Source organism: Paracandidimonas lactea, assembly GCF_021653995.1.
Classification (GTDB): Bacteria; Pseudomonadota; Gammaproteobacteria; order Burkholderiales; family Burkholderiaceae_B; genus Allopusillimonas; species Allopusillimonas lactea.
This window is the reverse complement of record NZ_JAJJOZ010000004.1, coordinates 197,421-219,367: the sequence shown is the minus strand read 5'-3', so window position 1 is coordinate 219,367 and position 21,947 is coordinate 197,421. Positions and strand designations below refer to the sequence as shown.

The 21,947-nt window shown below is 61.5% G+C and carries 19 protein-coding genes and 3 pseudogenes; 11 read left to right on the top strand and 11 right to left on the bottom strand.

Features of this window, described 5'->3' with window-relative positions:
- Positions 1-130 precede the first annotated feature (130 nt).
- Genes LOL23_RS09905 through LOL23_RS09895 form a run of 3 tightly spaced genes read left to right on the top strand, consistent with a single transcriptional unit; the run spans position 131 to position 3,805 of the window.
- Positions 131-1,168: a branched-chain amino acid ABC transporter permease gene (locus tag LOL23_RS09905; protein WP_237173530.1), complete on the top strand. Its 1,038-nt coding sequence runs from the start codon at positions 131-133 to the stop codon at positions 1,166-1,168.
- A 4-nt stretch (positions 1,169-1,172) separates the two neighbouring features.
- On the top strand, positions 1,173-3,032 hold the full coding sequence (locus tag LOL23_RS09900) for a branched-chain amino acid ABC transporter ATP-binding protein/permease (protein ID WP_237173529.1): 1,860 nt from the start codon (positions 1,173-1,175) through the stop codon (positions 3,030-3,032).
- Complete coding sequence (locus LOL23_RS09895; RefSeq protein ID WP_160979646.1) at positions 3,029-3,805, top strand: ABC transporter ATP-binding protein; 777 nt, start codon at positions 3,029-3,031, stop codon at positions 3,803-3,805. The genes LOL23_RS09900 and LOL23_RS09895 overlap by 4 nt, the downstream gene beginning before the upstream one ends.
- 101 nt (positions 3,806-3,906) lie before the next feature.
- On the opposite strand, the gene LOL23_RS09890 is transcribed toward LOL23_RS09895, so the two are convergent.
- The 9 genes from LOL23_RS09890 to fdxA form a co-directional block, all read right to left on the bottom strand.
- Complete coding sequence (locus LOL23_RS09890; protein WP_160979648.1) at positions 3,907-4,890, bottom strand: branched-chain amino acid ABC transporter permease; 984 nt, start codon at positions 4,888-4,890, stop codon at positions 3,907-3,909.
- Positions 4,887-5,774 (bottom strand): branched-chain amino acid ABC transporter permease, encoded by an 888-nt coding sequence (locus tag LOL23_RS09885; RefSeq protein ID WP_160979650.1) that lies wholly within the window; start codon positions 5,772-5,774, stop codon positions 4,887-4,889. Before LOL23_RS09885 ends, LOL23_RS09890 begins: the two co-directional genes overlap by 4 nt.
- 75 nt (positions 5,775-5,849) lie before the next feature.
- Entirely contained in the window at positions 5,850-7,064 is a 1,215-nt protein-coding gene (locus tag LOL23_RS09880) for an ABC transporter substrate-binding protein (protein ID WP_160979652.1), read from the bottom strand.
- A 54-nt stretch (positions 7,065-7,118) separates the two neighbouring features.
- The gene (locus LOL23_RS09875) at positions 7,119-7,832 is read right to left on the bottom strand and encodes an ABC transporter ATP-binding protein (RefSeq protein ID WP_160979654.1); all 714 of its coding nucleotides are present in this window, start codon (positions 7,830-7,832) and stop codon (positions 7,119-7,121) included.
- On the bottom strand, positions 7,832-8,602 hold the full coding sequence (locus LOL23_RS09870; protein ID WP_160979656.1) for an ABC transporter ATP-binding protein: 771 nt from the start codon (positions 8,600-8,602) through the stop codon (positions 7,832-7,834). The genes LOL23_RS09875 and LOL23_RS09870 overlap by 1 nt, the downstream gene beginning before the upstream one ends.
- Before the next feature lie 131 nt (positions 8,603-8,733).
- Positions 8,734-9,366 carry an endonuclease III gene (nth, locus tag LOL23_RS09865; RefSeq protein WP_237173528.1) on the bottom strand — a complete coding sequence of 211 codons (633 nt, stop codon included), beginning with the start codon at positions 9,364-9,366 and terminating at the stop codon, positions 8,734-8,736.
- Complete coding sequence (gene rsxB / locus LOL23_RS09860) at positions 9,359-9,991, bottom strand: electron transport complex subunit RsxB (protein ID WP_160979660.1); 633 nt, start codon at positions 9,989-9,991, stop codon at positions 9,359-9,361. The genes nth and rsxB overlap by 8 nt, the downstream gene beginning before the upstream one ends.
- A 138-nt stretch (positions 9,992-10,129) precedes the next feature.
- A complete protein-coding gene (locus LOL23_RS09855; protein ID WP_160979662.1) occupies positions 10,130-11,353 on the bottom strand; it encodes a polyhydroxyalkanoate depolymerase in 1,224 nt (407 codons plus the stop codon).
- A 175-nt stretch (positions 11,354-11,528) separates the two neighbouring features.
- Positions 11,529-11,852, bottom strand: a complete 324-nt coding sequence (gene fdxA, locus LOL23_RS09850) for a ferredoxin FdxA (protein ID WP_160979664.1) — start codon at positions 11,850-11,852, stop codon at positions 11,529-11,531.
- A 132-nt stretch (positions 11,853-11,984) separates the two neighbouring features.
- Here fdxA and pncB point away from each other — a divergent pair, with 132 nt between their 5' ends.
- On the top strand, positions 11,985-13,223 hold the full coding sequence (gene pncB, locus LOL23_RS09845) for a nicotinate phosphoribosyltransferase (RefSeq protein ID WP_255457206.1): 1,239 nt from the start codon (positions 11,985-11,987) through the stop codon (positions 13,221-13,223).
- Positions 13,224-13,358: 135 nt separating this feature from the next.
- Positions 13,359-13,712 (top strand): RidA family protein, encoded by a 354-nt coding sequence (locus LOL23_RS09840; protein WP_237173527.1) that lies wholly within the window; start codon positions 13,359-13,361, stop codon positions 13,710-13,712.
- A gap of 93 nt (positions 13,713-13,805) precedes the next feature.
- On the opposite strand, the gene LOL23_RS09835 is transcribed toward LOL23_RS09840, so the two are convergent.
- A complete protein-coding gene (locus LOL23_RS09835; protein WP_160979670.1) occupies positions 13,806-14,321 on the bottom strand; it encodes an NAD(P)H-dependent oxidoreductase in 516 nt (171 codons plus the stop codon).
- A gap of 59 nt (positions 14,322-14,380) precedes the next feature.
- On the opposite strand from LOL23_RS09835, the gene LOL23_RS09830 reads away from it, so the two are divergent.
- From LOL23_RS09830 to accD, 4 genes are all read left to right on the top strand, one after another.
- Positions 14,381-16,738, top strand: a complete 2,358-nt coding sequence (locus tag LOL23_RS09830; protein WP_237173526.1) for a RelA/SpoT family protein — start codon at positions 14,381-14,383, stop codon at positions 16,736-16,738.
- 97 nt (positions 16,739-16,835) lie between these two features.
- Complete coding sequence (trpB, locus tag LOL23_RS09825; RefSeq protein ID WP_160979674.1) at positions 16,836-18,035, top strand: tryptophan synthase subunit beta; 1,200 nt, start codon at positions 16,836-16,838, stop codon at positions 18,033-18,035.
- Between the two features lie 15 nt (positions 18,036-18,050).
- Positions 18,051-18,905, top strand: a complete 855-nt coding sequence (gene trpA, locus LOL23_RS09820) for a tryptophan synthase subunit alpha (protein WP_237173525.1) — start codon at positions 18,051-18,053, stop codon at positions 18,903-18,905.
- Positions 18,906-19,086: 181 nt separating this feature from the next.
- Complete coding sequence (gene accD, locus LOL23_RS09815; RefSeq protein WP_160979678.1) at positions 19,087-19,962, top strand: acetyl-CoA carboxylase, carboxyltransferase subunit beta; 876 nt, start codon at positions 19,087-19,089, stop codon at positions 19,960-19,962.
- 44 nt (positions 19,963-20,006) lie between these two features.
- On the opposite strand, the pseudogene LOL23_RS09810 reads toward accD, so the two are convergent.
- A pseudogene (locus tag LOL23_RS09810) lies at positions 20,007-20,708 on the bottom strand (IclR family transcriptional regulator); the annotation flags it as partial.
- 18 nt (positions 20,709-20,726) lie between these two features.
- On the opposite strand from LOL23_RS09810, the pseudogene LOL23_RS09805 reads away from it, so the two are divergent.
- Both LOL23_RS09805 and LOL23_RS09800 read left to right on the top strand, forming a co-directional pair.
- Positions 20,727-21,365: pseudogene (locus LOL23_RS09805) on the top strand (ABC transporter ATP-binding protein); the annotation flags it as partial.
- Positions 21,347-21,943 (top strand): annotated as a pseudogene (locus tag LOL23_RS09800) (ABC transporter permease); the annotation flags it as partial. The pseudogenes LOL23_RS09805 and LOL23_RS09800, both read left to right, overlap by 19 nt.
- Between the last annotated feature and the right edge of the window lie 4 nt (positions 21,944-21,947).

Genomic DNA, 21,947 nt, shown 5'->3' with positions numbered 1-21,947 from the left:
TGGCAGGCATACCGGACATGGCGGCATGCCGGAAACCGGCCCCGAGGGCCGGTTTTTCGCGCCCGCGATGCAGTACCCGTGCGCTGATGGGCATGCGCAGGGCCGGCTTGGAAGCAAAGAGCAGTTCTCGATGAACCTGACAATAATACTTATCCTTCTACAGGATGGCGTCATGAACGGCGCCATCTATGCCCTGTTGGGGCTGGCGCTGGTGCTGGTGTTTGTGGTTACCCGCGTCATATTCATCCCCCAGGGCGAATTCGTTGCATTCGGGGCGCTCACGCTCGCCTACCTGGTCAATGGCCGCACGCCTGGAACGGTAACGCTGTTATTGCTCATGGGCGCGCTTACGTTTCTCGTCGAGGCGCTGGCGGCCGTGCGGCGAGGCGGCGCCAGGAGCCTGTGGCGCACCGCCGTGTGGACGCTTTGCCTGCCTGTGGCGCTGTATGCGCTCGCTCCATTTGTGGTGGCCAAGGGCACACCCCTCTGGCTCAATGTCTTGTTCTCGCTGGTGCTGGTGATCCCGATGGGGCCGATGATTTATCGTCTGGTCTACCAGCCGGTGGCTGAAGCCAGTGTGTTAGTGCTGCTGATCATTTCGGTGGCGGTGCACTTCGCGCTCACCGGGCTGGCGCTGGTCTTTTTCGGTGCCGAAGGTTGGCGCACGCCGCCTTTCATGGAAGGCAATGTGCAACTGGGCCCGGTGAACTGGACTGCACAAACCTTCTTCGTGCTGGGCACCTGCGCGGCGCTCATCGTGGCGCTCTGGCTGTTTTTCGGCAAAACGCTTTATGGCCGCGCGCTGCGCGCCACAGCCGTGAATCGGCGTGGTGCGCGGCTGGTGGGCATCAGCACGAATATGTCGGGCAGCCTTACCTTTACGCTCGCGGCCGCCATCGGTGCATTGTCAGGCATGCTGATCGCACCGGTCACGACCATTTACTACGATACTGGCTTTCTGATTGGCCTCAAAGGCTTTGTGGCGGCCATTTTCGGTGGCCTGGTCAGCTATCCCCTGGCAGCTGGCGGCGCGCTGTTTGTCGGCATCCTTGAAGCATTTGCCTCGTTCTGGGCTAGTGCCTACAAAGAAGTGATTGTCTTCACACTGATCATTCCGGTGCTGTTGTGGCGCTCTTTTGGTGTGCATTCCACCGACGATGAGGAGTGATGCCATGACCCGTACTCGCACCGCCAATCGTCTTCTGCTTGCGGCCGTCATCGTGGTGTTGGCAGCCTTGCCACTGTTCCCTGCGACGCCCGCGTTCTGGATCACGCATCTCAATTACATCGGCCTGGCAAGCCTGGTCGTGCTCGGCCTGGTCGTACTTACCGGCGTCAGCGGGCTCACCTCTTTCGGCCAGGCCGCATTCGTCGGTATCGGCGCATATTCGTCGGCTTGGCTCACCACCGCCATGGGCATGTCGCCCTGGCTCGGGCTGCTGGCGGGCTTGGCCGTCACTTTCGTCGTCGCCTACCTGCTGGGCGCGATCACGCTGCGCCTGTCTGGCCACTATCTGCCGCTGGGTACGATTGCCTGGTCGCTGGCGCTGTACTACCTCTTCGGTAACCTCGCCTTCCTGGGGCAGTACGACGGCATCGCCGGTATCGTGCCCATTGAGATCTTTGGCCTCTCGCTCGCGCGGGGTCGACATATCTACTATTTGATCTGGCTGTGCGTGCTGTTGGCACTGTGGGCCACGCGCAATTTGCTCGATTCGCGGCCAGGCCGCGCGATCCGTGCGCTGCGCGGAACCAGTGGCATGGCCGAGTCGTTCGGCATCAATATGGCGTCGTACAAGGTCATCGTGTTTGTGTATGCGGCGCTGCTGGCCAGCCTGTCGGGCTGGTTGTATGCGCATATGCAGCGCGCGGTCAGCCCCAGTCCGTTCGGGTTGAACTACAGCATTGAATATCTCTTCATGGCGGTGGTGGGCGGCGCGGGCAGCGTCTGGGGGGCGGTGTTGGGTTCAGGCCTGATCCTCACCCTCAAGGATCAGTTGCAGAACGTGCTGCCCAAACTGTTGGATACCACTGCCAATTTCGAGCTGATCGTCTTTGGTGTACTGATGATTCTGGTGCTGCAGTATGCGCGGCACGGTGTATGGCCGTTGCTCGCGTCGTGGTGGTCGTCGGTGGCCGGCACGGCCGATGCGCGCCGTCTGCCCGCGCCGCCGGCCGCGCCATTGCTTGCACTGCGTCCACGCCCTGAGAAGGGCACTACCGTGCTGGAGGTCGACGCCGTACGCAAGGAGTTCGGTGGCCTGGTGGCTGTGAACGACATCAGCTTTACGCTCAAGGCGGGGGAAATCATGGGCCTGATCGGCCCCAACGGCGCGGGCAAGAGCACTACTTTCAACCTTATTTCAGGGGTGTTGCCCGCCACACGCGGCAAGGTCAACTTTCGCGGCCAGCGGCTTGAAAAGCTCAACGCCCGCTCGATTGCCAGCCTTGGCGTGGGGCGCACCTTTCAGCACGTGCAATTGCTGCCGGGCATGACAGTGCTTGAAAACGTTGCGCTGGGTGCGCACCTGCGCAGCCGGGTCGGTGTGCTGCCGGCGCTGTTGCGAGCCGATCGGCGCCCGGAAGCGGAGCTCTTGCATGAGGCCGCGCGCCAATTGCAGCGGGTCGGGCTGGGTGATTACCTCTATGAACAGGCCGGCAATCTGGCGCTCGGCCAACAGCGCATCGTCGAAATCGCCCGCGCGCTGGCCGCGGATCCAGTGCTGCTGCTGCTGGACGAACCTGCCGCGGGCCTGCGCTATAAAGAAAAGCGGAATCTGGCCGCAGTGCTCGATCAGTTGCGCCAGGAAGGCATGAGCATTCTCTTGGTGGAGCACGATATGGATTTCGTGATGAACCTGACCGATCATATCGTCGTCATGGACTTCGGTACAAAGATCGCCGAAGGCGATCCTGATGCAGTGCAGCGCAATCCGGCGGTGCTGGAAGCCTATCTGGGTGGTATAGATGACGACTTGGAGATGGATCTGCCCGGCGATGTCGCCGCTGCGTTGCAAGGGAGCCCGTCATGAGCGAACGCACACACAGCGCAGGCAGTCCTCTGCTGCGCGTCGATGCTTTGTCGGTGCGCTACGGCAAGGTAAACGCTGTAAGTGAGGCCGCTATCGTAGTACCGCCGGGAAGTATCGTTACTGTCATCGGTGGAAATGGCGCGGGCAAGTCTACGCTGCTCAACGCCATCATGGGCGCCTTGCCGGCTACAGGAAACAGCGTCGGTTCGGTCCAGTATCTGGGCAACGAAATCCTGGGCTGGGAAGTAGAGCGGCGTGTGGCGGGCGGTATGTCGCTGGTCCCTGAAAGGCGTGAGCTGTTTGGCAGCATGACGGTCGAAGACAATCTGCTGTTGGGCGGATTCCGGCTCTATCGCGCCGGCAAACCTGGCTGGCGCAACACGATGCAAGCCGTGTACGAGCTCTTTCCGCGCCTGCGTGAACGACGCATACAGGAGGCCGGCACCCTGTCGGGGGGAGAGCGCCAGATGCTGGCTGTGGGCCGCGCTCTGATGGCGCAGCCTCGGCTGCTGATGCTGGATGAACCCAGTCTGGGCCTGGCGCCGCGCATCGTGCGAGAGATATTCCAGATCATTGCCCGCCTGCGCAGCACCGGCGTATCCATTCTGCTCGTGGAGCAGAATGCCCGCGCTGCGTTGCAAGTGGCCGACTACGGCTACGTGCTCGAAACCGGCGAAATTGTGTTAGAAGGGCCTGCAGCACAGCTTGCCGGGAACCCGCGCGTGATTGAAAGTTATCTGGGGCTGGGCAAAGGGAAGCCGGTGCCGGCATAGCCCCGCTGCCTAGGGCGCCTGGCAAAGGCATAGAAAAAGGACGCACGATTTTGCGTCCTTTTTGGTGCAGGGGGTGGCGGGGCACGCCTGGACGTGCCGTATCAGCCCTGCACGGTCGCGCCGCGGCTGCGGCGCCAATGCAGCAGTTCGCCAATGATGCCGCGCCGGAAGGCCAGTACGGACAACACGAAGATCAGGCCGATCACAATCGTGACCGATTCGCCCAGCGAACGGAACCATTCTTGTCCGGTGCTTTGGGCCAGGAAACGGCCGAACTCGCCGACTTTGTTTTCCAGAATGACCACGATGCACGCACCCAGCACGGGGCCCACGAATGTGCCCAGACCACCGATCAGCGTCATCAGAATCACCATGCCGGACATCTGCCAAGTGGCGTCGGACAGTGTGGCGGACACAAACACCAGCGACTTGGTGGCGCCCGCCAGGCCCGCCAGCGCCGCCGACAGGACGAAGGCCAGCAGCTTGAACCGATCGACGTTGTAGCCCAGCGAGATAGCGCGCGGCTCGTTCTCTCGCAAGGCCTTGAGCACTTGACCGAAAGGCGAGTTGATGGCGCGCCAGCAGACGAAGTAGCCAAAGAAGAAGATCCCCATCACCACGTAGTAGAGGTTCAGGTCGTCGGAAAGATCAAGCCCGAAGAAGGTGCCGCGTGGTATCCCTTGCAGGCCGTCTTCGCCATGCGTGAAGGGCGCCTGCAGGAAGAAGAAGAACACCATCTGAGCCATGGCCAGCGTGATCATGGCGAAGTAGATGCCGCTGCGGCGGATGGCAAGCCCGCCCATGACCAGGCCCATGGCCGCTGCGACGACGGTGCCGAACAACAGCCCTACTGGCGTGGACCAGCCCCATACCGCCAGCGCGTGGCCGGTGGCATAGGCGGCGCCGCCGAGAAAGGCGGCATGTCCGAAGGAAAGCAAACCAGTGAACCCGAGCAAGAGGTTGAAGGCGCAGGCAAAAAGCGCATAGCACATCACCTTCATGACGAAAATGGGATAAGCGCCTGCCATCGGCAGCAGGGCGATGATAATGGCGGCGGCAAGGTAAGCGATCAGTTCGCGATTCATTTCTCTTTTCCAAACAGGCCCGCGGGGCGCAGCAGCAGCACGATGACCATGATGATGAACACGACGGTATTGGAGGCCTCGGGCCAGAAGACCTTGGTGAAGCCTTCGATGATGCCCAGGCCCAAGCCGGTGAGGATGGAGCCCATGATGGAGCCCATGCCGCCGATAACGACCACCGCGAACACCACAATGATGAGGTTGGAGCCCATCAGCGGCGACACTTGCATGATGGGGGCCGCCAGTACGCCAGCGAAACCGGCGAGGGCGACGCCGAAGCCATAGGTCAGGGTGACCAGCAGCGGCACATTGACACCGAAGGCCTCGACGAGTTTGGGGTTCTCGGTGCCGGCCCGCAACAGCGCGCCTAGCCGCGTTTTTTCGATGACAAACCAAGTCATCAGGCAGATCAGGACCGAGGCCACGACGACCCAGCCGCGATAGACGGGCAAATACATGAAGCCGAGGTTGACACCGCCCTGCAGTAATGCGGGCGTTGCATAGGGTTGCCCTGACACGCCGTATAGGCTGCGGAACAGCCCTTCGATGAGCAGCGTCAGCCCGAAGGTGAGCAGCAGCCCATAAAGGTGATCGAGCTTGTAGAGGTGGCGAATCAGGAGGCGCTCGAGAATGATGCCGAACAGGCCAACAATGATAGGCGCCACGATCAGCATGACCCAGTAATTGAGGCCGAGGTACTGCAGGCCCATCCATGCCACGAAGGCGCCCAGCATATAGAGGGCGCCGTGCGCGAAATTGATGATGTTCAGGAGGCCGAAGATAACGGCCAGACCGAGGGAAAGTACCGCGTAGAAAGAGCCATTGACCAGCCCAAGCAGCAGTTGCCCAAGCAGCGCCTGGACGGGAACGCCGAATAGTGAAGTCATAAAGTCACGTTATCCAAGAGAGTATCCTGTGCGATCCGGCAAGGAGCGGGGCGGGCAGCCCCGCCCCGGCCGGCATCACTTCTTCTTGAAAATTTCGCACGTGGATTCGGCGGGTGTTGTGTAGACCTCGTCGCCGGGCAACTTGGATACGACGTTGTAGTAGTCCCACTCGCCCTTGGATTCGGATGGCTTCTTCACCTGCATCAGGTACATGGTGTTGAGCACGCGGCCATCTTCGCGCACCGCCGCGTCGTGGGCGAAGAAGTCGTTGATTTTGTTCGACTTCATCCACTTCATGATCGTATCGGCGTCATCGGTGCCGCTCGTCTTGACGGCCTTGAGGTAATACGATGCGGCCGAGTAGTCGCCGGCCTGCAGGAAGGATGGCATGCGATTGACCTTTTCCTTGAAGCGGGCGGCCCACTTGCGTGATGCGTCGTCCTGGTTCCAGTACCAGGCCGAGGTGAGGTACATGCCCTGGGTGGTGTCCAGCCCCAGCGCGTGAACGTCGTTGATGAACACCAACAGGCCAGCCAGGCTCATGCTTTGCGTGACGCCGAATTCTTTGGCGGCTTTGACGGAGTTGACGAAGTCCCCGCCAGCGTTGGCCAGCCCGAGGATCTTGGCACCCGAGGACTGCGCCTGCAGCATGAAGGAGGAGAAGTCGGATGTGCCCAGTGGCACGCGCACTTGGCCCTTTACGTCGCCGCCGGCTTTCTTGACCACGGCGGCGGTATCGCGCTCGAGGGAGTGGCCGAAGGCATAGTCAGCCGTCAGGAAAAACCAGGATTTGCCGCCATTCTTCACCACCGCCGAGCCGGTGCCGCGCGCCAGTGCGACAGTGTCATAAGCATAGTGGATGGTGTAGGGGCTGCATTGCGAATTGGTAAGGTTGGATGAGCCTGCACCAATGGCAAGGAAGGGCTTTTGCTTCTCCTTCGCCACCTGGGCCATGGCCAGGGAAGTGGCGGAGTTGGTGCCGCCGAGCAGCATGTCGAGTTTTTGCTCGTCGAACCATTCGCGGGCCCGCGACGAGGCAATGTCGGCCTTGTTCTGGTGATCAGCGACCAGCAGCTCGATCTTTTTGCCGTCGATGGCGCCGCCGGCATCGGCAATGGCCATCTTGATGGCTTCAACCCCGCCCGGACCATCGATGTCAGAGTACACGCTGGACATATCGGTAATGAAACCGATGCGGATCACGTCATCGGAAATGCCTGCCGCCAGGCCTGGCGCTGACAGAGTAAGGCCTGCAAGTGCAAAGGCAGCGGGGAGGGAGCGCAATTTCATGGGTATATCTCCTGTTTTTGTGATGCCCGGCCGGCCGGTATGGCCGCGCCAGGTTTATACGCCCAGCAACGTATTGAGGGTATCCTGTTTGGATTCGAGTTCGGCGGCGGCGATTTCTTCGACCACCTGACCATGTTCGATGACGTAGAATCTGTCCGCCAGCGGCGCCGCGAAGCGGAAGTTCTGTTCGACCATCACGATGGTGTAGCCTTTTTCCTTCAGGGCGGAGATCATCCGCGCCAGTGCCTGCACGATCACGGGTGCGAGGCCTTCGGAAATTTCGTCGAGCAGCAGCAGGTTTGCGCCGGTACGCAGTATGCGCGCGACGGCCAGCATTTGCTGCTCTCCACCCGAGAGCCGGGTGCCTGGTGAATGCCTGCGCTCATGCAGATTGGGGAACATGGCGTAGATTTCGGCGAGCGACATGCCTCCGCCCAGCGTGTCGCCGACCACGGGTGGCAACAGCAGGTTTTCTTCGCATGTGAGGCCGGCAAAAATACCGCGTTCTTCAGGGCAGTAGCCGATCCCCAGGTGCGCGATGCGGTATGTAGGCAGGTCAATGGATTCGGTGCCCTGTATGCGTACCGAGCCGCTGCGCTCGCTGGTCAAACCCAGGATGGCACGCAGCGTGGTGGTGCGGCCCGATCCGTTGCGCCCCAGTAGGGTTACCACTTCGCCCTTGTCGACGTGCAGCGTGATGCCGTGCAGTACATGCGATTCGCCGTACCAGGCGTTAAGGTCTTTGATGTCGAGTGCGCGTGTCGTCATCAGTGTGCTCCCTCGAGTTCGCCGGCACTGGTGCCCATATAGGCCTCCATGACCTGAGCATTGCGTGAAACTTCCTGATACGGGCCTTCCGCGAGCACTGAGCCTCGCGCAAGCACGGTGATGCGGTCGGCGATGCGCGCTACCACGTTCATGTTGTGTTCGACCATCAGAATGGTGCGGCCCGCGCTGACCTTCTTGATCAACTGAGTGACGCGGTCGACGTCTTCGTGGCCCATGCCCTGCGTGGGCTCGTCCAGCAGCATAAGCGCGGGCTCCATCGCCAGCGTGGTGGCTATCTCGAGGGCGCGCTTGCGGCCATAGGGCAGGTTGACGGTGATTTCATTGCTGAACTTGCCCAGGTCGACCTCTTCGAGGAGTTCTTGTGCGCGGCCATTCAGTGTGCGCAGCAGCTTGTCGCTGCGCCAGAAATGAAAGGATGTCCCCGTGGCGCGCTGCAGGCCCACACGCACGTTCTCGAGCACGGTGAGCTGGGGAAACACTGCGGAAATCTGGAACGAGCGGACAATGCCTTGACGGGCGATCTGCGCCGGCGCCTGGTGGGTGATCTCCTTTCCGTCGAAATAAATATGGCCGGCGGTGGGGACGAGGAATTTGGTGAGCAGGTTGAAGCAGGTGGTCTTGCCGGCGCCATTGGGGCCGATCAGCGCGTGGATGTGGCCACGCTTAACCTGCAGATTGACATCGTCCACCGCAACGAAACCGCGAAATTCCTTCGTGAGATGTTTTGTCTCCAGGATGTAGTCGTCCATACGGCGTTTCTTTTCTTTTGAGAGTTCAGGCTTTGAATGTCACCCAGTATGCTAGCTTGGTCCCTCTCGCGCCATGCGGGTTTTTCATAGGTGCTGCACAGCATCATCGGCATGAATACGTCATGCGGCAGTCATGTGGTCTTTTCCTTGAACTCGCACAGGTCTGTGATGCCGCACAGAGGGCATTTGGGTTTGCGTGCCACGCAGATATACCGCCCATGCAGGATCAACCAGTGATGTGCGTCGTGGATGAACTCCTTGGGCGTGGTTTTTTCGAGTTTGCGTTCGACCTCAGTGACAGTCTTGCCCCGCGCCAAGCCGGTTCGATTGGCCACGCGGAAGATATGCGTATCGACCGCAATCGTGGGATGGCCGAAAGCGGTGTTAAGCACGACGTTGGCTGTCTTGCGACCCACGCCAGGCAGGGCTTCAAGCGCGGCACGGTCATTGGGAACCTGCCCGTCGTGCAAGTCGATCAGCATCCGGCACGTCTTGATGACATTGGCGGCCTTAGTTTTGTATAGGCCAATGGTCTTGATGTATTGAGCCAGCCCCTCCTCGCCCAGCGCCAGCAGGCCCCTGGGCGTGCCATGCTGGGGGAAAAACGTGCGCGTGGCAAGGTTGACCGACCTGTCCGTAGCCTGGGCCGACAAAATCACGGCGATCAGCAACTGAAAAGTGCTGTCATATTCGAGTTCGGTCGTGGGGTGTGGATTGGCGGCACGCAGCCGCGTATAGATCTCGATGCGCTTGGCGTTATTCATGATTCTGGCGCCGCTGGCGGGCACGCTCCAGGGCGCGCGCGATCGCTGCGTGGCGGGCGTCGGGGTTGTCGGCGGCGGCCAACGCCACGGGTGCTTTGTTGGCCAGGGTGCGGGCAGCCAGCGACGCATCTTCGTGATGCAGAGTATCGAGCCGCTGGCGGCGGTGCTGATGGCGCGCGCGGGCCGCGTCGGCGCGCTCGGGCGTCCAGGCATGCGGATCGGGGGCCATGCTGATGCAATCCACCGGGCACGGCGCCACGCATAATTCGCAGCCGGTGCAAAGGTCCGGTATCACAGTGTGCATGAGCTTGTTCGCCCCGACAATGGCATCGACGGGACAGGCTTGTATGCATAGCGTGCAGCCGATGCAATGCGCTTCATCGATCACCGCGAGTCGCGGTGGAGCGTGTTCGCCGCAGCTTGTATCCAGCGAAAGTTCGGGTACGCCCAGCAGTGTTGCCAGCGCGCGGATACCGTCAGCGCCGCCCGGCGGGCAGCGATTGATGGCCGCGCGGCCTTCAGCGATGGCTTGCGCATAGGGGCGGCAGCCATCGAAACCGCATTTCGTGCATTGGGTCTGGGGCAGTACCGCATCGATGCGGTCTATCGTGGATGACAGGGACATGGCAAACCGTTCAGGCCGCGCCGGCGGCTGCGCGTGTGGCAAGCACAGTGCAACCGCGTGGAGCGCGGGGCGCCCATGACTGCGCGCAGGGGCAGGCCGCCGCACCAGCGCACGGCGCCCGTGGAGCCAGGCGGCGCCTTAGGCTGCCTGGCGGATGAATGCCGCTATTTTAGGGCAAATCATTTCGCGCCAGCGACGACCCGAGAAAATGCCATAGTGGCCACAGCCTGGCGCGGTGTACTGCTCCCGGCGGGTGGCGGGAATATTGCGGCACAATTCATGCGCGGCATGCGTCTGGCCCAGCCCGGAAATGTCGTCCAGCTCGCCTTCGATGGTCAGCAGGGCCACCTTGCGAATGGCCGCCGGCTCCACCTTTTGTCCGTCCACCACACGTGTGCCGCGTGGCAGTTCGTATTCCTGGAATACGCTGCGGATGGTGTCGAGATAAAACTCGGCACTCATGTCCAGCACGGCGTTGTACTCGTCATAGAAGCGTCGGTGCCCCTCGGCGTCGTCATCGTCGCCCTTGAGCAGGTCAATGTAAAAATCGTAATGCGAGCGCAGATGGCGATCGGGGTTCATGGCCACGAAACCAGCATGCTGGAGAAAGCCCGGGTAGACCTCCCGGCCGGCGCCTGGGTAGCGCGGCGGTACCCGGTGGATCAAGTTGTCTTCGAACCAGGCATAAGGTTTGGTAGTAGCCAGGCGGTTGACCTGTGTGGGCGACTTGCGTGCGTCGATCGGGCCGCCCATCATCACCATGCTGCGCGGCAGAGCGTTGTCACCGTCGGCCGCCATCAGTGCAATAGCGGTCAGTACCGGCACCGTGGGTTGACAGACGGAGATGACATGAAGGTCGGGCCCCAGATGCTGGATGAATTCCCGGATATAGCGGACGTAGTCGTCGAGGCCGAAGCCGCCCCGGGACAGCGGCACCATGCGCGCATCGATCCAGTCTGTGACATAGACGTCGTGGGCGGGCAACAGCGCCTGTACCGTGTCGCGCAGCAGGGTGGCATGATGGCCCGACATCGGCGCCACCAGCAGGACGCGCGGATCGGCGCCGGTTTTTACCCCCGCGCGTTCGAAATGCACAAGATTACAGAACGGTTTGCTCATCGAAACGTGGACGGAAACTTCCACATGATGGCTGCCGATCCGGGTGCTGGCCAGCCCCCATTCGGGTTTTTCGTAATCTTTGCCCAGCCGATGCACGAGTTCATACGTAGCGGCAAGTTGCCTGGAAAAGGGCGTATAGGTGAAGGGGCTGCGTGGATTCGAAAACAGTTGGGAACCGGTTTCAGTAAACGCAGCCAGCGGGCTCAGAAATGCGCGCTGGAGCTCATGGAGGTCGTACAGCATAGAGAGAAAGCCCTATTTCTTTGTGTTGTATTATTTTATAGACCTTTCAAGGATCCAAAACAACGGGCTATTTGCTGATTTGACCCCTTCCTAGGGATTAGAGATTCATAATTACTGTAAAGTTTGGCGCGAAAGCAACACTTATGAGTTTCGCGCCACGCGTGAGTTCATGCAATCAGCGTTTGAGGTGCTGGAGCTTGTCAGGCACGCCGTTCCAGTCGTCCGCGCCTTCGAGCGGCTTCTTGGAGCGATTGATGGGGCCAAACTCGGGTGACAGCTCAGCGTTGAGGGCAATGAACTGAAGCTGATCCTGCGGTACATCTTCTTCGGCGAAGATGGCATTGGCGGGGCATTCGGGTACGCAGACGGCGCAGTCGATGCATTCGTCGGGGTCGATGACCAGGAAGTTCTCGCCTTCGCGGAAGCAGTCCACCGGGCATACGTCGACACAGTCAGTGAACTTGCACTTGATACAGTTTTCGGTGACTACGTGAGTCATATTTCAGGGCTCCAACTACAGACAATCCCGATTTTACCCAATATGCGTCCCGCTGCCCCCCATACCTATGGGGCGTACATGGAAAATGGAATACACTGCGCCGCTTATACTAAGATTCATCAGTAAGGCAAGTTGCGGGCGCCGGCCCGGGCGGCCCCCGACACAACCTGTTCATCCAGCCGCTGGCACTGCACAATGGTCATCACTTCATTACTCGATACTGATCTGTACAAGTTCACCATGATGCAGGTTGTGTTGCATCATTTTCCGGCTGCGCATGTCGAATATCGCTATAAGTGCCGCAATCGGGGGGTGGATGTTGCGCGATATCTGGACGAGATCCGCGACGAAATCAGCCACCTGTGCAAGCTGCAGTTCACCGAGCAAGAGCTGGATTATTTGCGGGGGCTGCGCTTTATCAAGAGCGATTTCGTCGACTTTCTCGGCTTGTTCCACCTGCCCGAGAAATGCATCCGGGTCAGCGCGAGCGAGATTCCGGGCGAAATCGAGATCACCGTCAAAGGCCCCTGGCTGCACACTATCCTCTTCGAAATTCCGGTGCTGGCCATCGTGAATGAGGTGTATTTTCGCAACGTCTGCCGCAAACCTGCCTGGGAGGAAGGGCGCGAGCGGCTGCGCCGCAAGATGCGGCTCGTGACGGATGATCCTGAATTGGCTGACTTCCGCGTGGCTGAGTACGGCACGCGCCGGCGTTTTTCCAAGCAGTGGCACGAAGAAGTCGTGCTGACCATGAAAGCGAACATGGGCAGCAATTTCGCGGGCACCAGCAATGTGCTGTTTGCGATGCGGCATGGCGTGACACCCCTGGGCACCATGGGGCACGAATATCTGCAGGCCTGCCAGGCGCTGGGTCCGCGTCTGCGCGATTCGCAGGTGTATGCACTGGAGGTATGGGCCAAGGAGTATCGCGGCGACCTGGGTATCGCATTGTCCGACGTCTACGGCATGGACGCCTTCCTGCGCGACTTCGATATGTATTTCTGCAAGCTGTTCGACGGCGCGCGGCACGATTCGGGCGATCCCTTCGTTTGGGGCGAACGGCTGCTGGCGCATTATGCCGCCAACCGCACCGACCCACGCACCAAGACGCTGGTATTCTCCGACTCGCTCACGATTCCCCGCGCCATCGACCTGGCCAAGCGCTTTGCAGGGCGTTGTCGGGTGTCGTTCGGGATCGGCACCAATCTCACCAACGATCTGGGCCATGAGCCGTTGCAGATCGTCATGAAAATGGTCCGTTGCAACGGGCAGCCGGTTGCCAAGGTGTCCGATTCGCCGGAGAAGACCATGTGCGACGATCCTGCATACTTGGCCTACCTGCGCCAGGTGTTCCAGCTCCCCCCGGCTTGATTCTTGCTGAACCATGTATCGCCCGCTGTCCAGCCGCCCCGCGTGCGGCAGTGGGGCGGTGCGGTGCCAGCCATAACGAGGCGATGCACATGGCGGCCTCGCACAGACAGATTTTTCCAAAACGGAGTAAAAACAATGAAAGAAATAGAACGCGTAAACGTCGAAAAGCGTTTGTCGGACATGGCCATCTTCAATGGTGTTGCCTATCTCGCGGGGCAGGTGCCAAATGACAGTTCGCTCGATATCCAGGGCCAGACGGCGCAAGTGCTGCAGACGATAGACCGCTTGCTCGAGACCGCCGGTACAGACAAGTCGCGCATTCTGATGGCCCAGATATTCCTGGCCAACATGAAAGAGTTCGACGGTATGAACAAGGCCTGGGACGCATGGGTGGCAGCCGGCAACGCGCCGCCCCGGGCAACGGTCGAAGCGCGCCTGGCCAACCCTAGCTATAAAGTAGAAATCGTCGTGACGGCGGCGCTCCCCTGACGCCTTGCCTCGGCGGGTGGGGGGCACGTCAAGGCCCTGGCGTCCCGCCCTGCAAAACACCGCGTGCGTGCCCGCTTTGGCGCGGGCACGGCTCTACAGCAGCAGAGCGGCCAAGGTACCGCCCAATGTGGCAGCCGCTTCCAATTCGTCAGCCTTTAGCGTCTTGGGGGCCAGGATTTTCTCGGCAGTTTGCGCGTCGGTGTTGACGATGAGCGTCGGCGCCACGGCATTCAGCCGCCACCCCTTGCAGATGCGCTCAGCCTGGCGCGCGGCGCCCTGGCCGTCCGAGCCGGCACTGATGGCCAGCGCGTAGGGTCGACCGTTGAGTTGGTCAAGTACGGCGTAATAATTGCGATCGAAAAACTCTTTCATGGCGCCGCTCAGCGTAGCAAGGTTTTCGGGCGCGCAGAACAAGTAGGCGTCTGCGGTGAGCAGGTCGCCGGCCTCGGCCTGGTCTGCCTGCTTTAGGACGATATTCAGGCGATCTTGCGCCTGCAATTCGGCGGCCACGGCAAGGGCGCCGCGCGCCCCGGCGTGGGCCAGCGCACGCGCCGCGCCGGTGCGTGAATGCCACACGATCAGTAGCGTAAGAGGGGCGTCGGTAGTCATAAGCGCGGATGCCCGGCAGGACACGGTAGTATATCGGTGTATTGCTTCGCAACGTTTCCATGATACACACCTCTGCTTCCCAATCTGCGCCCTTTGGCGCCTCGTGGCTGGCCGAAGCCGGCGCTGGCCTGGACGATGCCGGGCGCGCGTTGCTTGACAAGGCTGTGCAGTGTGTCGGCGACCGGCTGGCCGGCCAGTTGGCGAGCACTGGCGAACTGTTGGCCGATCACAGCGCCGCGGTCGCTTGCATTCTGGCGAAAATGGGGGCTGACGCCGAAACCCGCGCCAGCAGCCTGCTGGCGGTGTTGCCAGAAGATGGGCGGGCAGGGAGCGTGGGCGCGGATGTCCTGCGCAAGGCCTTCGGGCCAGATGTCACGGCCTTGGTCCTGGGCACGCGGGCGCTGCTGCGGCTGGGGCGCCTGGCCGTGAACGCCAGCGATAGCGCGGCCTCGGGCACTGAGCAGAAGGAAATGCAGCGCAAAATGCTGCTGGCTATGGCGGCAGACCTGCGCATTGTACTGATGCGGCTTGCTTCACGCCTGCAGTCGCTGCGTTGGTATGCGTCCACGCGCACGCCGTGCCCGCGCGCCTTTGCCCGCGAAACCATGGAGCTCTATACCCCGCTGGCCAACCGCCTGGGCATTTGGCAGATCAAGTGGGAAATGGAAGATCTGGCGTTCCGGTTTCTTGAGCCAGATACCTACAAAAGCATCGCCCGCCAGCTCGAAGAAAAACGCGCGGAACGCGAGGCCTTCATCGCCGGTGCGGTAAAACGCCTGCGCGCGGCGCTGCACGATGCTCACATCGCGGGGCAGGTGCATGGTCGGCCCAAGCACATCTACAGTATCTATAACAAGATGCGCAACAAGCATCTGGCATTCAACCAGCTTTACGACCTGCGCGCACTGCGTGTGATCGTCGAAGATGAGCGTGCCTGTTACGGTGCGCTGGCGCTGGTGCATTCACTCTGGACGCCGGTGTCGGACGAATTCGACGACTACATTTCGCGTCCCAAGCCCAATGGCTATCGGTCGCTGCACACGGTGGTCACCGACGACCTGGGTCGCTCATTCGAGGTTCAGATCCGTACGCGCGAGATGCACGAGTTTGCCGAATACGGGATGGCGGCGCACTGGCGCTACAAGGAGGCCGGCGCGCGGGGTGGGCAGGTGTCGGCGGCGGGGGCCTACGACCAGAAGATTGCCTGGATGCGCCAATTGCTGGCCTGGGATACCGCCTTGCCGGGGGACGCCGAAAGTGGCGCCCAGGGCGCACGCGATGCGATGATCGGTGGCGAGGCGGTTGCAGGCGCCGCCATTGAAGCCGGCAATGCCGCCCCGTTGGGCGCCATGGAGCAGGCCCGTCCGGCCACGCGCGCCGGCGGCAAGAGCGCACAGGCGGACGAGCCAGCATCCGGCGAGCGTATCTACGTACTCACGCCGCAGGCGCGGGTGATCGAATTGCCGGCAGGCGCCACACCGGTGGATTTTGCCTACCATTTGCACACGGACCTGGGCCATCGATGCCGCGGGGCGCGGGTGGATGGCCAGATGGTGCCGCTACAAACGCAGCTCACGACAGGGCAGACGGTCGAGATTGTTGCCACCAAGTCGGGCGGCCCTTCGCGCGACTGGCTCAATCCGCAACTGGGTTTCCTGGCCAGCCAACGCTCGCGGGCCAAGGTCCGGGCCTGGTTCAATGCCGTGGAGCTGCAGCAGCGCATCGCGCAAGGCCAGGCCATGGTCGAAAAAGAACTGCAGCGGCTGGGTAAGACGGCGGTCAACCTTGAGCAGCTCGCTCAGCAGTTGGCGTTCGCACGCGCTGATGATCTGTATGTGGCCGTGGCGAAAGAAGAGTTCAGCCTGCGCAATATCGATAATCTGCTGGCCGGCCGGGGCAAGGCCGCCGAGGCGCTCCACGAAGGGGCGGACGAGGCGCGCGTTTACGCCAGCGGCACTGCGAACGTAGCGCGCACAGGCAGAAGCGGCGTGCTGGTAGTGGGTGTGGATGCCTTGCTGACGCAACTGGCGCGTTGCTGCCGCCCCGCGCCCCCCGACGAAATCGTGGGTTTCGTCACGCGCGGGCGTGGGGTGTCCATCCACCGCCGAGACTGCGCGTCGTATGCCGTGTTGGCAGCGCGCCATCCCGAACGCCTGATAGACGTTGATTGGGGCGATACAGGGGACGCGCTGTATCCGATCGATATTGCCATTCATGCGCCCGAACGAGCCAATCTGCTGCGCGACTTGTCCGATGTGTTCGCCAAGCTGCGCCTGAAGGTGGTGGGGGTCAATACCCATAGCCGTCGTTCGCTGGCGCATATGGTATTTACGATCGAGGTGCGCAATGGCGAGCAGATCGCGCGGGCGCTGACGGCGCTCAATGAGCTTTCGGGCGTTTCTGCGGCGCGTCAGTAACGATACGGCGCCAGCGCGGCGCAGGCTGGTAAAATGTTTGTTTATCCTGCGAAGGCCCGATCTGGGCCGCGCGGTTTCCTTGTGAGAGAGTGACGCCTTGACATCCTACACACTGCCCGACGCAACCGGTCATTTTGGCCAGTATGGCGGCTCGTTCGTTGCGGAAACCCTGGTCCACGTCCTTGACGAGCTGCGCGATGCCTATTTCAAGTATCGCAATGATCCGGATTTCCTCGCCGAGTTTGCCTACGAACTGAAGCATTTCGTAGGTCGGCCCAGCCCCGTCTATCATGCACGGCGGTGGTCCGAAAAACTGGGCGGTGCGCAAATCTGGTTCAAGCGCGAAGACCTCAACCACACTGGCGCACACAAGATCAACAACTGCATGGGCCAGATCCTGCTGGCTCGCCGTATGGGCAAGCCCCGCATCATCGCTGAAACCGGTGCGGGCCAGCACGGTGTGGCCACCGCCACGGTCGCGGCGCGTTATGGCATGGAGTGCGTGGTGTATATGGGCAGCGAAGACATCCGCCGCCAGGCCTCCAACGTGTATCGCATGAAGCTGCTGGGCGCCACGGTGGTGCCGGTCGAATCCGGCTCGCGCACGCTCAAGGACGCCCTGAACGAAGCCATGCGCGACTGGGTCACCAACGTCGAAAACACTTTCTACATTATCGGTACGGTGGCAGGGCCGCATCCGTACCCGCAAATGGTGCGCGATTTCCAGTCCATCATCGGCAAAGAGTGCCTCGAGCAGATGCCCCAGGACGCCGGCCGCCAGCCGGATTACGTCGTTGCCTCGGTGGGGGGCGGCTCCAACGCCATGGGCATCTTCCATCCCTATATCGAGCACGACAACGTGCAACTGATCGGGGTCGAAGCCGCCGGCGAAGGGCTGCAGTCCAAGCGTCATGCCGCCTCGCTCAATGCCGGCAGTGTCGGGGTCCTGCACGGCAACCGCACTTATATATTGCAAGATGAAAACGGCCAGATCACCGAAACGCACTCCATCTCCGCCGGGCTCGACTACCCTGGCGTCGGGCCTGAGCACGCCTGGCTGAAAGACAGCGGTCGCGCTACTTATGTTGGCATCGACGACAGCGAAGCGCTGGCCGCCTTTCACGAGTGCTGTCGGTGCGAGGGCATCATGCCCGCGCTCGAGTCCTCGCACGCGATCGCCCACGCCGTCAAGCTGGCGCCCACGCTGCCCAAAGACAAGATCATCCTCGTAAACCTCTCGGGGCGCGGCGACAAAGACATGCATACCGTGGCCGAATACAGCGGCATCACCCTCTAAGGCGGGCCTCAGACAATGACAACATCGAATCAACGCCTGGCGGACACCTTTGCACAGCTGGGCGCGCAGGGGCGCACGGCGCTCATTCCCTATATTGCGGCGGGCGACCCTTCCATCGCAAGTACACCCGCGCTTATGCATGCACTGGTCAAGGCTGGCGCAGACGTCATCGAGCTGGGCGTGCCGTTTTCCGATCCGATGGCAGACGGCCCGGTCATCCAGCGCGCTGCCGAGCGCGCCATCGCGCGCGGCACGGGCCTGAAGCAGGTGCTCGACATTGTTGCGCGCTTTCGCCAGCAGGATGTGCAGACACCCGTGGTCCTGATGGGCTACGCCAACCCTATCGAACACATGGGGCAGCGCGCTTTTGTCCAGGCCGCTGCGGCGGCGGGTGTCGACGGCGTGCTGGTGGTGGATTATCCGCCTGAAGAGGTTGCGGATTTTGCCGCTGCCATGGGCGAGGCGCGGGTCGACCCGATTTTTCTGCTCTCGCCCACGTCCACCGAGGCACGCATCCGCCAGATTGCCCAGGTGGCGCGCGGCTATGTTTATTACGTATCGCTCAAAGGCGTTACGGGCGCGGCCAACATCGATACCGATGACGTTGCGCGCCAGCTTGCGCGTATACGCGAGCACGTCCGCATCCCGGTCGGTGTGGGCTTTGGCATACGCGACGCCGATAGTGCGCGGCGGCTTGCGGGGTGCGCCGATGCAGTCGTGATCGGCAGCAAACTGATCGAAACCATGGAAGCCGCTGTCAGCCAAGCCGAGCAGTCCGGCTTGCAGGGCGAAGACGCTGCCGCCAAGGCCGTGGGCGCGGCCGCCGCTTGGTTGGCCGACGTTCGCAGGGCATTGCCCGCAAGGGCATAGCCGGCAAGCCGGTTGGGCGCCATACGTGCGGTCTCGCGGCGCACGATACAGCACAACGCGGCACAACGCGACACAACGCGACACAACGCGACACAAAAGCAGCATCGCTTGCGGCATGCCGCAAGCCAACAGTACAACAGCAAAAAATAGCGGCACAGGCCGCTGCTAACAGGAACGAACCATGAGTTGGATCGACAAAATTCTGCCTCCACGCATCAACCGCAGTGGCGACACTGCGCGGCGCGTGCCCGAAGGTCTTTGGGTAAAGTGCCCGTCTTGCGAGTCGGTGCTTTACAAAGAAGATCTCAAGGCCACGCTCAATGTGTGCCCCAAGTGCGACCATCACATGCGCATCAGCGCGCGCGAGCGCATTGATGCGCTGCTGGATCGCGACGGCCGCGTCGAGATCGGGCAGAACACCCGCCCCATGGATCCCCTGAAGTTCAAGGATTCGCGCAAGTATCCCGAGCGCGTTTCCGAGGCCGTCAAGCAAACCGGCGAAAGCGAAGCAATGGTTGTGGCCAGCGGTACCATCCAGGCCGTGCCTGTGGTGCTGGCGTGCTTCGAGTTTGCCTTCATGGGTGGCTCCATGGGCTCGGTGGTGGGCGAGCGCTTTGCACGTGGCGTTCAAGAAGCCATCAAGAACCGCACCCCGTTCATCTGTGTGGCAGCATCGGGCGGCGCCCGCATGCAGGAAAGCCTGTTCTCGCTCATGCAAATGGCCAAGACCAACGCCATGCTCACGCGCCTGGCCGCCGACGGCCTGCCCTTTATCAGCATCCTCACTGATCCCACCATGGGCGGCGTTTCGGCCAGCTTTGCCTTCATGGGCGATGTGGTCATCGCCGAACCCAAAGCCTTGATCGGCTTCGCCGGCCCGCGGGTCATCGAACAGACCGTACGCGAAAAACTACCCGACGGTTTCCAGCGCGCCGAGTTCCTGCTTCAGAAAGGCGCCATCGACATGGTTGTCGATCGACGCGAGATGCGCAACGAGCTCGCCCACCTATTGGCCCTGCTCGGCCGGCAGCCTGCCGACGTCATCGCCAAGGCTTGAGCCAGGCGGCATGGCCGCGCGGGTTTTAAGATCCGCGCAGAGGGCTACCAAATCGTTGTGTCGAACGGATGGATCTGTTGTCCGATCCGGTCGGCCTCGCGCCGTAAAACATCGACAATGGCCGGCATGCGTGCTTCGTTTACACGCTCGGCCAATGTGCCTATGCTCAACGCCGCCACGGGGTAGCCGGTTCTATCCATGATGGCCACACCTACACCCGCCATGCCTGCGAGCGGTGTGACCCCTGTCGCAAACCCCAATTCCCGCGTCTGGGCGATCGTCGTCCGTACATAAATCTCGTCGAAATATTCGAGATCCCGCAGGCGCGGCACATTGAACCGAATGATCTCTTCGCGTTCGGGCTCGGGCAGCACCGCAAGAATCGCCATACCCCCCTGGCCGACACCCAATGGGATTCGTCCGCCCACGTCGCCTGTGTGTGTCCGGATCGGGAAGGGGCCCTCGGCGCGATCCAGGCACACTGCATCGAAGCCGGTGCGCACCAATAAAAATATCGTGTCGTTGAGCATGCCGGACAGCCGCAGCAGGGCTGGCCGGCACAGCGTGCGTATGGATGGATGCGCACTATCGGCGGATGCGGCCAGCGTGAAGAAATCCAGTGCTAGCCGATAAACCTTGCCGTTCTCGGGTTGTTCCACCACGCGTTCTGCAATAAGGCCGCGCAGGATTCGGTGCGCCGTGGCTTGCGCCAGCCCGGTTTGGCTGGGTGCGGCGGCAACCTCAACCCATCAAGGCAAGTGCCGATGTCATTTCTTCAGTTAAGTCAGGTATCCAAGTTCTATGGGGATCTATGCGTCGTCGCCAACATGAATCTGGCGGTGGAAAAGGGCGAATTCATTTCACTGCTCGGGCCGTCGGGGTGTGGCAAGACCACCACGCTGCAGATGATTGCTGGTTTTGTCGACGTTACGCGCGGCAGCATTGTGCTGGATGGCCGTGATATTACGCATGCAAAGCCCAATACGCGCGGCTTGGGTATTGTTTTTCAGAGCTATGCGTTGTTCCCCCATATGACGGTCGAAGACAACGTCGCATTCGGCTTGAAAATGCGCCGCATGAAGGCGGGCGATATTGTCGAGCGCACGCGGGAGGCGCTGGCGCTGGTCAAGCTGGATCAGCATGGCAAGCGTTTTCCCCGCGAGCTTTCGGGTGGGCAACGCCAGCGTGTCGCGCTGGCCCGCGCGCTGGTCATACGCCCGCCCGTCCTGTTGCTGGACGAGCCGCTGACGAATCTGGATGCGAAGTTGCGGGAAGACATGCAGTTCGAGCTGCGCAGTATTCAGCGCCAGACGGGTACCACCACAATCATGGTCACGCACGATCAATCGGAGGCACTTTCCATCAGTGATCGCGTCGTCGTCATGGAAGGGGGGCGGCCTACATACTCAGCCGTATGAGCAAGCGGTGGCGCTCCATTATTTTGCTGATCGTGCTGTCGCCGCTGCTGGTGTCGCTGGTGGTGCGGGCGTTCGGCTGGAGCATGCTGCTCAGCCCGGGCGGGCTGATTGGGGCTGCTGCGGCAAAGCTCGGCCTCGGCCCGCTGCTCTACACGCCTACTGCGATCATCATCGGCCTGGTGCACGTGATGCTGCCCTTCATGATCATCCCGGTTTGGACGTCACTGCAGAAACTGGACCCGATGGTCGAATACGCGGCCTATTCCCTCAATGCCACGCGACTGCAGGCCCTGCTGAGAGTTGTGCTGCCGCAGGCGATGCCCGGAATCCTGTCCGGCAGCCTGATTGTGTTTGGCCTGAGTGCCAGTGCCTTCGCCGCACCGGCGCTGCTGGGCGGCCGGCGCCTCAAGATGGTTGCAACGCTGGTTTATGACGAGTTTCTCACTGAACTGAACTGGCCTCTGGGCGCAACAATCGCCATCGCGCTTTTACTGGCGAACGTTGCAATCATGCTGACCTACAACCGTGTTGTTGAGCGGTCGTACAAACGAAGCCTGGGGTAATCAA